This window comes from Mycobacterium marseillense, assembly GCF_010731675.1.
GTDB classification, from domain to species: Bacteria; Actinomycetota; Actinomycetes; order Mycobacteriales; family Mycobacteriaceae; genus Mycobacterium; species Mycobacterium marseillense.
The window spans coordinates 2484957-2497970 of the sequence record NZ_AP022584.1; the positions used below are offsets into that span (position 1 = coordinate 2484957).

A 13014-nucleotide genomic window follows, 5' to 3' on the forward strand; every position below is an offset into this window, starting at 1 on the left:
TCGAGCTGAAAGTTCAATCATGGCAATTAATCTGGAACTGCCCCGCAAGATGCAAGCGGTGACGACCAAGACGCACCAGGGCGCCGCCGAGTTGATGCGGCCGATCGCCCGCAAGTACGACCTCAAGGAACACGCCTACCCGGTCGAGCTCGACACACTGTTCAGCCTCTTCGAAGGGGCTTCGGAGTCAATCGAATTCGCCGGAGCGAACGCGCTGGGCGGCGAGGACGAAGAACGGGACAAGAACCACAACGGCGCCAACATGGCCGCGCTGCTCCAGACGCTGGAAGCCAGCTGGGGCGACCTCGCGATGATGCTGTCGGTCCCCTACCAGGGGCTGGGCAACGCCGCGATCTCCGCGGTGGCGAACGAAGAGCAGCTGCAACGCCTGGGCAAGGTGTGGGCGGCAATGGCGATCACCGAACCCGGCTTCGGATCGGACTCGGCGGCGGTCGCGACGACCGCCACCCTGGACGGCGACGAGTACGTGATCAACGGCGAGAAGATCTTCGTCACCGCCGGGTCGCGCGCCACCCACATCGTGGTGTGGGCGACCCTGGACAAGTCCCAGGGTCGCGCGGCGATCAAGTCGTTCGTCGTGCCGCGCGAGCACCCGGGTGTCACCGTCGAACGGCTCGAGCACAAGCTGGGCATCAAGGGTTCCGACACCGCCGCCATCCGGTTCGACAACGCCCGCATTCCGAAGGAAAACCTGCTCGGCAACCCCGAAATCGAGGTCGGCAAGGGCTTTTCGGGCGTCATGGAGACCTTCGACAACACCCGGCCGATCGTCGCCGCCATGGCCGTGGGTGTGGGCCGCGCGGCGCTGGAGGAAATTCGCAAGATCCTCACCGAGGCCGGCGTGGAGATCTCCTACGACCGGCCATCGCACGTTCAGAGCGCGGCGGCGGCGGAGTTCTTGCGCATGGAAGCCGACTGGGAGGCGGCCTACCTGCTGTCGCTGCGGGCGGCCTGGCAGGCCGACAACAAGATCCCCAACTCCAAAGAAGCGTCGATGAGCAAGGCCAAGGCCGGCCGGATGGTCACCGACGTCACGCTGAAGTCCGTCGAATTGGCCGGCACCGCAGGCTATTCCGAACAGACTCTGCTGGAGAAGTGGGCGCGCGACTCGAAGATCCTGGACATCTTCGAGGGCACCCAGCAGATCCAGCAGCTGGTGGTCGCGCGCCGACTGCTGGGCCTGTCCTCGGCCGAGCTCAGGTAGCGACCGCGTTCAGCCGCTCGCGGTCGTCGTCGTCCAGCTCGATCGATGCGACGTCCACGTTTTCCTCCAGGTGCCGCAGCGATGAGGTGCCGGGGATCAACAGCACGTTGGGCGCCACGCCGAGCGTCCAGGCCAGCGCGACCTGGGCCGGGGTGCGGCCGAGTCGCTGCGCAATCCCTTGGACCAGCTCATGGCCGAGCACCGGGTTGGGCCGCATGAACGCCGCGCCCAGCGGGAAGAAGGGAACAAACGCGATCCCCCGCGACGTGCACTCTGCGAGCACCGCGGCCGAATCTCGGTGAATGAGGTTGAATGCGTTTTGCACACAGGCGATTTCGGTGCGCTCACACGCATGCGCCAGCTGCTCGCGGCTGACGTTGCTCAGTCCGATTGCGCCGATCAGCCCGGCGTCGCGGGCCTCGATCATGGCCGAGAGCTGGTCGTCGAACAGTTGATTGGGAGTCCCGCTGTCGAACACCCGCAGGTTGACCACGGCGAGCCGCTCGACGGCCAGAGTGCGCAGGTTCGTCTCGATGTCGCGGCGCAGTTCGGCGGGATCGCCGGCCGGCAGCCAGGACCCGTCGTCGTCGCGGCGCCCGCCGACCTTGCTGACCAGCGCCAGGTTGGGCGGATAGGGGTGCAGCGCCTCGCGGATCAACTCGTTGGCGACGTCGGGCCCATAGATCTGGGCGGTGTCGATGTGGTCGACGCCGAGCTCGACCGCGCGCCGGAGCACGGCCAGCGCCTCGTGGCGGTCGCGCGGCGGGCCGAACGCGTTGGGACCGGGCAACTGCATGGCGCCGAAGCCCACACGGTTGACCGAGAACCCACCGAGTGGAAAGGGATCCATACGGTGAGGTTAGCGTCGGAGCATGGACACGTTTCACGCGCTCGTCGCGCGCCACGATGGTGACCGGATAACCGCATCGGTCGAGACACTTTGTCCCGATGACCTGCCACCCGGGGACGTGACGATCCGGGTCCTGTATTCGAGCGTCAACTACAAAGACGCCCTGGCACTGACTCCGGGCGGCGGCGTGGTGCGCGACTATCCGGTGGTGCCGGGCATCGATTTGACCGGCGAGGTCGTGGAGTCCACCGCACCCGAGTTCGCCGTCGGCGACGCGGTGCTGGCCCACGGCTATGCGATCGGCACGGGCCACCACGGCGGCTACGCCGAATACGCACGGTTGCCGGCCGACCAGGTGGTGGCGCTCGGCGCGTTGAGCCCGCACGAGGGCGCAGCGATCGGAACCGCGGGCTTCACCGCGGCGATGAGCGTGCAGGCGCTGATCGACTGGGGCATTGCGCCCGATGCGGGTGCCATCGTGGTCACCGGGGCCACCGGCGGTGTCGGCTCGGTCAGCGTCGACCTGCTGGCGGCCGCCGGGTACCGGGTGGTGGCCTCGACCGGCAAAGCCGACGCCGCCGACCGCCTGAAAGCCCTTGGTGCCGCGGAGGTTATCGGCCGCCTGCCCGCCGATCCCGACGCCAAGCCTCGACCGCTCGGCAAGGCACGCTGGGCGGGCGCGGTGGACTGCGTGGGCGGGGCGACGCTCGCCGACGTGCTCAGCACCATCGACTACGGCGGCGCGGTGGCGGCCAGCGGCCTCACCGGCGGTCCCGCCCTGCACACCACGGTGATGCCGTTCATCCTGCGCGGTGTGGCGCTGCTGGGAATGGACTCGGTGCTGATGCCGATCGGGCCGCGCCGCGAATTGTGGGCCCGGCTGGGTGATTCGTTGCGGCCGCGTCATCTGGCCGCGTTGGTCAGCGACGTCGACGTGAAGGACGTCGTCGGAGTGATCGATCAGGTCCGCGCCGGCAAGTTCTCCGGCCGCGCGGTGGTGCGGGTCGCGGGCGGTTTTTGAGGCGGCAGTAGGCTGGTCGAGCGCTTTATCCGAGGGCGATGACGACGGAGGTGGCATGCGCGCGGTACGGGTGACTCGACTCGATGGTCCGGACGCGGTCGAGTTGGCCGACATCGACGAACCGACGGGCGACGGGGTCGTCGTCGACGTGCACGCCGCCGGGGTGGCGTTCCCGGATGCCCTGCTCACGCGCGGCCTGTACCAATACCGCCCGGAGTTGCCGTTCGTCCTCGGCGCCGAGATCGCCGGCGTGGTCCGGTCGGCACCCGAGGGGGCGCACGTGCGTGCCGGTGACCGGGTCGTCGGCCTCACGATGCTCTCCGGCGCCATGGCCGAGGTCGCGATCTTGGCCCCCGACCGGGTGTTCAAGCTGCCCGACAACGTGAGCTTCGAGGCCGGCGCGGGCCTGCTCTTCAATGACCTGACGGTGTACTTCTCGCTCACCGTGCGGGGCCGGCTGCAGCGCGGCGAGACGGTGCTGGTCCACGGCGCGGCCGGCGGCATCGGCACCTCGGCGCTCCGGCTGGCGCCGGCGCTGGGGGCCTCGCGCACCATCGCCGTCGTCAGCACGCAGGACAAGGCCGACATCGCCACGGCCGCCGGCGCGACGGACGTGGTGCTGGCCGACGGGTTCAAGGACGCGGTCAAGGAGTTGACCCACGGCCGCGGCGTCGACATCGTCGTTGACCCGGTCGGCGGTGACCGGTTCACCGACTCCCTGCGCTCGCTCGCCCCCGGCGGACGACTGCTGGTCGTCGGATTCACTGGCGGCGAGATCCCGACTGTCAAGGTGAACCGATTGCTGCTCAACAACATTGACGTCGTCGGCGTGGGCTGGGGCGCGTGGGCGGGCACGCACCCGGGTGCGCTGGCCGAGCAGTGGGCCGGACTCGAGCGTCTGCTCACCTCCGGGGAACTGGCCCCGCCGGAGCCGGCGACCTACCCCCTGAAAGAAGCGGCCGCGGCGGTCGCCTCGCTGGAGAACCGCACCGCCAAGGGCAAGGTCGTGCTGCGCGTGCGCGATTGACGCCCGGAGCGGCTCTGTCCCGCCGCAGGCGCCTGTGGCGTTTGTGACTGAGACCGGGCCGCGGCGACGACGGTCTCGCGCCGACGCTCGTGCCGGTCTTGTGCCTGACCAAAACAAAAAGTAATGTCACTTTCAGTTTTGTGACCGCCGAGCTTGTCTCATGGAGGAGCCGTCCATGGAATCCTTTGTGCACCTGCGGAAAGGCCGAACGCCGCGCCGCCTGCATGCCGACCTCGACGGCCTCAAGGACGACGAGCTGGGCCGCGGCGGGTTCACCGGCCGCACCGCCAACCTCTACCGGCGCCACGACCCCACCGCGTACCGGTCGGTCGGCCCGCTGCGCCCCCTCGACGTGCTGTCCAGCGAGCTCAAGCCCAGCGATGCCACGGACGCCGGCGGCGGGCCGCTGCTGATGTTCAGCAACGACGACTGCCGAATTCTGTTGAGCCGTCGCGCCGAACCGATGCCGTTCTATGCCCGTCACGTCGACGGCGACCTGCTGTGCTTCGTCCATGAGGGCAGCGGCCTGGCCGAGACCGAGTTCGGGCCGCTGCGCTATCGGGAGGGCGACTGGCTGTACATCCCGAAGGCGTGCACCTGGCGCCAGCTGCCCGATGCCGCGACGACGATGCTGATGATCGAGGCCGGCGACGAGTTTCGGATACCGCCGCCCGGCGCGCTGGGCCGCCACTTCCCCTTCGACCCGTCACAGGTCGTCATCCCCGAGCCGGCACCCGCCGCCGACGACGACTCCGGCGGCGAGTACGAGGTCCGACTGATCCACGAGGGCGGCCCGACAACGCTGTTCTACCAACACAATCCGCTCGACGTCGAGGGCTGGCGCGGTGACAACTTCGCGTTCACATTCAACATCGCCGACTACAACGTCGTCACCTCCGACAGCGTCCACCTGCCGCCGACGGTGCACTTGTTCATGCAGGCCACCGGCGTCTACGTGATGAACTTCCTGCCCAAGCCCGCCGAGGGCGTCCCGGGCACCGAGCGCACCCCGTGGTATCACCGCAACGTCGACTACGACGAGATCGCCTTCTTCCACGGCGGCTCGCTCTACGGCATCCCGATGCCACCCGGCTTGATTTCGCATGCGCCGCAAGGGGTTCACCACGGCGCACCGGAGAAGGCACGCGAGCGGGCGCGCCGCAAGTTCGACGAATACTCCCGCGTCGACTGGCAGGTAATCGCCATCGACACCCGCCGGCGGTTGACCCCGTCGGCCGAAGTACTGGCCCACGACCTAGGACAACACTGAATGACCACCCCGGTGCAGCCCAAAAAGCACGAGTACGACCGCATCCCCTATCTCGTTGCCTTTCAGAACAATTCCGGTGTCCGGGACGTCTACGGCGGTTTGGCCGAGATCACGGTGCTGGAAAGCTACCTGCTCAAGCCCAAGGACAACCCGTCGGAGACCGTGCTGGTGTTCATGCACCCGATCGGCGGTGGCGCCTACCTGCCGATGATCAACGCGCTGGCCCGCGCCGGTCATCACGTCATCTACTGCAACAGCCGCTTCCGCGGCACCGACTCGGCGCTGCTGATGGAGAAGGTGGTCGAGGACCTCGGCGAGTGCATCAAGGACGCCAAGAAGCGGCTGGGCTATTCCAAGGTGGTGCTGGCCGGATGGAGTGGCGGCGGTTCGCTGTCGGTGTTCTACCAGCAGCAGGCCCAGAATCCGACGATCACGTCCAGCCCGACCGGCGACGGCCCAGACCTGACCAAACTCGACCTGCCCGCGGCCGACGGCATCATGCTGCTGGCCGCGCACATCAGCCGGCACGGCACGCTGACCGAATGGCTGGACGCGTCGATCCTCGACGAATCCGATCCCACCAAGCGCGATCCCGAGCTTGACCTGTACAACGCCGACAACCCGAACCAGCCGCCCTACAGCCAAGAATTCCTGGATCGGTACCGGCGGGCGCAGATCGACCGCAACCGCCGCATCACCGCGTGGGTCAAGGACAAGTTGGCCGAGCTGAAAGCCGCCGGCCGGCCGGACGACGAGTTCGGGTTCGTCGTGCACGGCACCATGGCCGACCCGCGGTGGCTGGACCCAACCGTCGATCCCAACGAACGCGCCCCGGGGACGTGCTACCTGGGGGATCCTCAAGTGGTGAACATGAGTCCCGTCGGGCTGGCCCGGTTCTCCACGTTGCGCGGCTGGCTGTCGCAGTGGAGCTACGACGACGCCCGCGGCGACGCCGTGTCCTGCGGCCCGGACATCGCGATCCCGGCGCTGGTGATCGGTAACCTGGCCGATGACGCGTGCACACCCAGCCACACCCGGCGGCTTTTTCAAGCGATCGGCCACCCCGACAAGGAGATACACGAAATTCCCGGCGCCACACATTATTACGCGGGACCCGACCAGCGCGACGCGCTGCGCGCGGCGGTCACCATCGTCACCGACTGGCTGGTGCGCCACGACTTCGCGGGCGAAGGGTGAGCGCGTGAGACCATCGGGTCCGCTGGACGGCATCCGGGTGCTCGAACTGGGCACCCTGATCGCCGGGCCCTTCGCCGGGCGGCTGCTGGGCGACATGGGCGCCGACGTCATCAAGGTGGAACTGCCCAAGGCCCCGGACCCGTTGCGCACCTGGGGTCAGGCCGAAGTCGACGGGCAGCACGTCTTCTGGACGGTGCACGCGCGCAACAAGCGAGCCATCACGCTCGACCTGCGTCACCCACGGGGCCGCGAGTTGTTCTGCGACCTCGTCGAAAAATCCGACATCGTGGTGGAGAACTTCCGCCCGGGCACCCTGGAGAAGTGGAACCTGGGCTACGACGTGCTGTCCGAGCGCAACCCCGGCATCATCCTGGTGCGCGTGTCCGGTTACGGGCAGACCGGACCCGACGCGTCCAAGGCCGGTTACGCGTCGGTCGCCGAGGCGGCCAGCGGACTGCGGCACCTCAACGGTTTTCCGGGCGGCCCGCCGCCCCGGCTGGCGCTCTCGCTCGGTGACAGCCTGGCCGGCATGTTCGGCGCCCAGGGCGCGCTGGCCGCCCTGTACCGCCGCAGCGTCACCGGGCGCGGCCAGGTGGTCGACGTCGCGCTCACCGAATCCTGTTTGGCCGTCCAGGAATCCACGATTCCCGACTACGACGTCGGCGGTGTGGTGCGCGGGCCGTCGGGCACCCGGCTCGAGGGCATTGCCCCGTCCAACATCTACCGCAGCGCCGACGGCTCGTGGGTGGTGATCGCCGCCAACCAGGACACCGTCTTCGCCCGGCTGTGCAAGGCCATGGGACGCCCGGAACTGGCCACCGACGACCGGTTCGCCACGCACGTCGCGCGTGGCCGCAACCAGGACGAGCTCGACAACATCATCGGCTGCTGGGCCGCTGAGCGCCAGCCGGGCGAGATCATCGAAACCCTTTCCGCCGCAGGCGTGATCGCGGGCCCGATCAACACGGTCGCCGAGGTCGTCGACGACCCGCAGCTGCGGGCCCGCGACATGCTGGTCGAGCACTACGACGAGCGGCTAGGGCGCAACGTCCTGGGGCCCGGCATCGTTCCGGTGCTCTCGGAATCTCCGGGCCGGCTGCGCAACGCCGGTCCCGCGCGACCGGGCGAGCACAACGACGACGTCTACGTCGGGTTGCTGGGCAAGACCGCCGAGGAACTCGAGGAGCTGCGGGCCCAGGAGGTGCTATGACATGCACCGGCGACGATGCAGAGCGGCAGCGATGAGGAGGAGCGGTGCCATGACACGCACCGGCGACGATGCAGAGCGGCGGCGATGAGGAGGAGCGGTGCCATGACGCACGTGGAGATTCGAGAAGTGGCCCTGCGCGACGGCCTGCAGATCGAGGCGCCAATCCCGTTGTCGGCCAAGCTCGAACTGCTGGCCGCGGTGGCGGCCACCGGGGTCCGCGAGGTGGAGGCCACCGCATTCGTCTCGCCCTCGAAGGTGCCGTCGATGGCCGACGCGGCCGAGCTCGCCGCCCACCTGCACGACTATCCCGACATCGAATTCTCCGCGCTGGTCGCCAGCCCCAACGGGGCCAGGCGGGCCATCGCCGCGGGCCTGCGCTCCATCGAGTACGTGGTGGCCGCCGACGACACGTTCAGCGAGGCCAACGTCGGGCGCACCAGCGCCGAGGCCACCGAGGCGATCGACGAGATCGTCGCCATTGCGCACGACGGCCCTGTCACCGTCGAGGTCGTCATCGCCACCGCCTGGGACTCCCCGTTCGAAGGCCCCACCCCGCCCGAGCGGGTGCTCGAGATCGCCGCGGCCGCGCGTGAGCGCGGCGCCGACCGCCTGTCGATCGCCGACACGATCGGCACCACCACCCCGGGCCGCGTGAGTTCGCTGATCGCGCAACTGCGTCCGGTGATCGGCGACATGCCGCTGGGCGGCCACTTCCACAACACCCGCGGGTCCGGCCTGGCCAGCGCGTACGCCGCGGTCACCGCCGGGGTGACCCGGCTGGACGCCTCGGTCGGCGGGCTGGGCGGCTGCCCCTTCGCCCCGGGCGCCACCGGCAACATCGCCACCGAGGACCTGGTGTATCTGCTGCGCGACAGCGGCATCGACGTCGACGTCGACCTGCAGGCCGCCATCGCCGCGGCCGCGGTGGCGAAGTCGTTGGTGGGCCACGATCTGCCGAGCTCCCTGCTGCGCGCCGGCGACCGGATACAGAACTGATGTCCGCTTCGGAGGCGAGCCGCGAGCTGACCGCCAAAGGCCGCCAAACCCGGCAGGCCATCGAGCAGGCCGCCCGCAAACTGTTCGCCGAGCGGGGCTTTCACGGCACCACGTTGGCCGACATCACGTCGGCCGCGGGGAAATCGCCGGCGGTGTTCTACCGCTACTTCGCCGACAAGGAAGACCTGCTGGCGGCGCTGGCGGAATCGTTTCTGCACGAGGTGGTCACGCCGTCGGGGCTGAGCGTCCACCTGCCGGACTCCCCCGACGACGACGCCTTCTTCACCTCGGTGGTCACCGGCTACTGGAACATGTTCAAGCAGAACATCGGCATCATGATCGCGGTGGCCCAGCTGGCCGCCACCCAGCAGCGCTTCGCCGCCGTGCAGAACGAATTCCGGCGCTTCGGCATGGATCTCGTCGCAGCCTCGGTGCGCCGCGCCCAGGAGCAGGGCCACGGCGCCGAGCTGCACCCCCAGCACACCGCGGCGGCCATCGCGTTGCTCTTCGAGAACTTCACCACCGTGGTTGTCGGGCCATCCGGCCCGGCGGGGCTGGGGGTGGACATCAGCGACGAGGACGCCATCGCGACCTTGTCGACGATCTGGAAGAAAACCTTGTACGGCGGCCTCACGAGGCCTTAGGAGGAAAGCGTGGATTTCACTCTGCCCGAGCACCTTCCGGGCGTGCTCGCCGAGATGGACGAGTTCATCGAGGCCGAGATCAAACCGCTGGAACGCGAGAACATCCAGTATTTCGACCAGCGTCGCGAGCACGCGCGCACCGACTGGGACAACGACGGCATTCCCACCCGCGAGTGGGAGGACCTGCTCGCCGAGATGCGCAGGCGCGCCGACAAGGCGGGCTGGCTGCGCTACGGCCTGCCGGCCTCGCTGGGCGGCCGCGACGGCAGCAACGTCGACATGGCCGTCATCCGGGAACGCCTGGCGCACAAGGGCCTTGGCCTGCACAACGACCTGCAGAACGAGTCGTCGATCGTCGGGAACTTCCCGCAGGTGATCATGATGGAGCGCTTCGGGACCGACGAGCAGCGCCGGGTGTGGTCGGAGGCGCTGATCACCGGGGAGCGTTCGATGGCCTTCGGGCTGACCGAGCCCAGGCACGGCTCGGATGCCACCTGGCTGGAAACCCATGCCGAACGGGACGGCGATGCCTGGGTGATCAACGGCTCCAAGCGGTTCAACACCGGCGTGCACCGCGCCACCCACGATCTGGTCTTCGCGCGCACCTCCGGTGAGCCGGGGGGTGCGCGCGGCATCACCGCGTTTCTGGTGCCCACCGATACGCCCGGATTCAACGTTCCCTACTACTGGTGGACGTTCAACATGCCCACCGACCACGGCGAGGTCGAGCTGACCGATGTTCGGGTGCCCGCGGACGCGGTGCTCGGCGAGGTGGATCGCGGCCTGGAGGTGGCGCAAACCTTCCTGCACGAGAACAGGATTCGGCAAGCCGCCAGCAGCCTGGGCGCCGCGCAGTACTGCATCGACCGCGCTGCCGAATATGCCGGTGGCCGAACGGTGTTCGGCAAGCCGCTGTCGGTCAACCAGGCCGTGCAGTGGCCGCTGGCCGAGTTGCAGACCGAAGCGCAGATGGTGCGACTGCTGGTCGCCTACGCCGCCTGGCACTTGGACCGCGACCACCACATGGAGGTCTCCGACAAGGTGTCGATGGCCAATTACCGCGCCAACCGGCTGGTCTGCGACGCCGCCGATCGCGCCATGCAGATCTTCGGCGGCCTCGGCTACAGCCGGCACGAACCGTTCGAACACATCTACCGGCATCACCGCCGGTACCGGATCACCGAGGGTGCCGAGGAGATCCAGATCCGCCGAGTGGCGCAGCGGCTCTTCAAATTCGGCCGCAAATGATGCACGACGACGAGTCGGCCGAGCTGACGGCCAAACTCGCCGGCCTCCTCACGTCGGCCGTCGGCGCCGAGACGGCGGTCGAGAACCTGCGCGCGCTGACCGGCGGCGCCAGCAGAACCACGTGGGCGTTCGAGTCCGTCATCGGTGGCCAACGCCGCTCGCTGATCCTGCGCACCGGCCCGCCCGACGACGTGCATGCCGGCATGGAACTCGAGGCCCGGTCGCAGGCCGCCGCCGCGGCCGCCGGCGCCCCGGTCCCCCACATCCTGATCGCCGACGATTCGCCTGCCGCACTGGGCAATCCGTTTCTGATCTGCGATGAGATCAAGGGCGAGACCATCGTGCGGCGCATCCAACGCCAGCTCGACGCCGCCGACGGGCACGGCGGCCGCACCCGATTGCTGCAGCAGTGCGCGCAGGCGGCGGCCGCCATTCACCGCGCCGACCCGCACGGCCCGGGCCTGACCCACGAGGACCAACTCGACGAATGGCGCCGGCGCCTCGACGACATGGGCGACACCACCGCCACCTTCGAATGGGGGTTTCGCTGGCTGGCCGCCCATCGGCCCGAACCGACACCGGCGGTGCTGGTGCACGGCGACTTCCGGATGGGCAACCTCATCGTCGACGGCTCCAACCTTGCCGCCGTGCTGGATTGGGAACTCGTGCACGTCGGCCAGGCATACGAAGACCTGGCGTGGTTCTGCATCCGCGCCTGGCGCTTCGGCGCGCCCGCCAGCATGGGCGCCGGCGGCCTCGGCAGCATCGAGAGCTTTCTGCAGGCCTACGAGCAGGCCAGCGCGACTACCGTCGACCGCGTGGCGTTTCACTGGTGGCTAATGCTGGCCACGCTGCGCTGGGGTGTCATCTGCCGATTCCAGGCGGAACGGCATCTGAGTGGTCAGCACCGTTCAGTCGAGTTGGCCACCATCGGACGCCGCGTCTGCGAGACCGAGTGGGACCTGCTCAACCTGCTCGAGGAGGCGGCCAAATGATCGGCGCCTACGGCCGCCCGCTGGCGGCAGAACTCGTGGCCGCCGTCGCCGAATTCCTGGAGACCGACGTGCGGGCGGCGACCGACGGACAGGTCAACTTCCACGCCAGGGTGGCGGCCAACGCGCTGCGCATCGTCGAGCGCGAACTGCTCGACGAAAGCGAGGCCGAATCCCGCGCGGCGCTGGCCGGCTTGGGTGTCGCCGACGAGGAACAGCTGGCCACCGCCATCCGGTCCGGCGAAATGGACGACCGGGCGGCCGACGTCACGACGTGCCTACGCACCCTGGTACGACGCCGCCTTGCCGTCGCCCACCCCGGATACGACAGCGAATAGGAGCCCGTGTCATGCCCGCTTCCCGCGCAGAGACGGTCGTCCAGGCGGCCAACCGCCTGTTCACGGCGATCGAACACGGCGATGTCGCGGCGGTCGGCGCGATGTGGAGCGACGACATCGCGGTATGGCGCGTCGGCTCGCGTCGCGACCCGCTCAAAACAGACGACAAGCCCCGCGCGATGCGGGTCATCGAGTGGTTCATCGGTGCGACCACGCAGCGACGCTACGAAATTCTCGACCGGCAGCTCTTCGACGACGGGTCGGCGCAGGGCTTCGTCCAGCAACACGTCCTGCACGCCACCGGGCATGCGGGACAATCGATCTCACTGCGCGTGTGCATCGTGATCAGGGTGGGCACCGACGGCCGGATCGAGCGCATCGACGAATACTTCGACCCCGCCGGGATCGCGCCGCTGATGGATTGAGGTTAGATTCACCACGACACATGGGGGTGACGATGACGACTTTGGAGACACTGCTTCACGATCCCGACATGGCCGGCGTGTGGAACCTGGTTCCGGACCGCTCGGCCATCACCTTCAAGGTCCGCAACATGTGGGGGCTGGTGAACGTCAACGGCCGCTTCACCGACTTCACCGGCGAGGGCCAACTGACCGGCAAGGGAGCGGTTTTCGGGCGCGTCGACATCCGGGCCGCCTCGCTGGACACCGGGATCGGCCGTCGCGACAAGCACCTGCGCTCGGCCGACTTCTTCGACGTGGACCGCTGTCCGGAAATCAGCGTCGTCGTCACCGCGGTGCGTCCCGCCACGGGCAAGGCCGCCGACGTCCGGGCCGACTTCACCGTCAAGGGCATCACCGCGGAGCTGCCGCTGCCCGTCACGATCTCCGAACTCGACGACGGCTCGATCCGCATCGCCGGCGAGACCACGCTCGATCGAGCCCGTTTCGACCTGGATTGGAATCGCCTCGGCATGATCGGCTCGACGGTGACCGCGGCGGCGGAAGCCATCTTCGTGCGCGACTCGCGATGAGA

General features: G+C 68.7%; 14 protein-coding genes. 13 read left to right on the forward strand and 1 reads right to left on the reverse strand.

Going from position 1 to position 13014, the window contains the following annotated elements; genetic code table 11:
* The first annotated feature begins 19 nt into the window (after positions 1-19).
* Entirely contained in the window at positions 20-1225 is a 1206-nt protein-coding gene (locus G6N26_RS11240; RefSeq protein WP_083018979.1) for an acyl-CoA dehydrogenase family protein, read from the forward strand.
* Here the strand turns inward: G6N26_RS11240 and G6N26_RS11245 are convergent.
* Complete coding sequence (locus G6N26_RS11245; RefSeq protein ID WP_083018981.1) at positions 1218-2075, reverse strand: oxidoreductase; 858 nt, start codon at positions 2073-2075, stop codon at positions 1218-1220. The two genes, G6N26_RS11240 and G6N26_RS11245, sit on opposite strands and share 8 nt — an antisense overlap.
* 22 nt (positions 2076-2097) lie before the next feature.
* On the opposite strand from G6N26_RS11245, the gene G6N26_RS11250 reads away from it, so the two are divergent.
* From G6N26_RS11250 to G6N26_RS11300, 12 genes are all read left to right on the forward strand, one after another.
* Positions 2098-3096 (forward strand): acrylyl-CoA reductase family protein, encoded by a 999-nt coding sequence (locus tag G6N26_RS11250; protein ID WP_083018984.1) that lies wholly within the window; start codon positions 2098-2100, stop codon positions 3094-3096.
* A gap of 55 nt (positions 3097-3151) precedes the next feature.
* Positions 3152-4123, forward strand: a complete 972-nt coding sequence (locus G6N26_RS11255) for an NADPH:quinone oxidoreductase family protein (RefSeq protein ID WP_083018986.1) — start codon at positions 3152-3154, stop codon at positions 4121-4123.
* Between the two features lie 175 nt (positions 4124-4298).
* Positions 4299-5393 carry a homogentisate 1,2-dioxygenase gene (locus G6N26_RS11260; RefSeq protein WP_083019037.1) on the forward strand — a complete coding sequence of 365 codons (1095 nt, stop codon included), beginning with the start codon at positions 4299-4301 and terminating at the stop codon, positions 5391-5393.
* Complete coding sequence (locus G6N26_RS11265) at positions 5394-6590, forward strand: alpha/beta hydrolase family protein (protein WP_083018987.1); 1197 nt, start codon at positions 5394-5396, stop codon at positions 6588-6590.
* Between the two features lie 4 nt (positions 6591-6594).
* A complete protein-coding gene (locus tag G6N26_RS11270) occupies positions 6595-7800 on the forward strand; it encodes a CaiB/BaiF CoA transferase family protein (RefSeq protein ID WP_067168327.1) in 1206 nt (401 codons plus the stop codon).
* Between the two features lie 102 nt (positions 7801-7902).
* A complete protein-coding gene (locus G6N26_RS11275) occupies positions 7903-8796 on the forward strand; it encodes a hydroxymethylglutaryl-CoA lyase (RefSeq protein WP_083018989.1) in 894 nt (297 codons plus the stop codon).
* Positions 8796-9440 carry a TetR/AcrR family transcriptional regulator gene (locus G6N26_RS11280; protein ID WP_067168329.1) on the forward strand — a complete coding sequence of 215 codons (645 nt, stop codon included), beginning with the start codon at positions 8796-8798 and terminating at the stop codon, positions 9438-9440. The genes G6N26_RS11275 and G6N26_RS11280 overlap by 1 nt, the downstream gene beginning before the upstream one ends.
* A gap of 9 nt (positions 9441-9449) precedes the next feature.
* On the forward strand, positions 9450-10688 hold the full coding sequence (locus G6N26_RS11285; RefSeq protein WP_083018991.1) for an acyl-CoA dehydrogenase family protein: 1239 nt from the start codon (positions 9450-9452) through the stop codon (positions 10686-10688).
* Positions 10685-11683, forward strand: a complete 999-nt coding sequence (locus G6N26_RS11290; RefSeq protein ID WP_139799169.1) for a phosphotransferase family protein — start codon at positions 10685-10687, stop codon at positions 11681-11683. The genes G6N26_RS11285 and G6N26_RS11290 overlap by 4 nt, the downstream gene beginning before the upstream one ends.
* Positions 11680-12018, forward strand: coding sequence for a DUF6285 domain-containing protein (locus G6N26_RS25795; RefSeq protein ID WP_067176748.1), 339 nt, complete (start codon positions 11680-11682; stop codon positions 12016-12018). The genes G6N26_RS11290 and G6N26_RS25795 overlap by 4 nt, the downstream gene beginning before the upstream one ends.
* Before the next feature lie 11 nt (positions 12019-12029).
* Positions 12030-12443, forward strand: a complete 414-nt coding sequence (locus G6N26_RS11295) for a nuclear transport factor 2 family protein (RefSeq protein WP_067176751.1) — start codon at positions 12030-12032, stop codon at positions 12441-12443.
* 32 nt (positions 12444-12475) lie between these two features.
* Positions 12476-13012, forward strand: coding sequence for a YceI family protein (locus G6N26_RS11300; RefSeq protein WP_179960322.1), 537 nt, complete (start codon positions 12476-12478; stop codon positions 13010-13012).
* Positions 13013-13014: the final 2 nt, after the last annotated feature.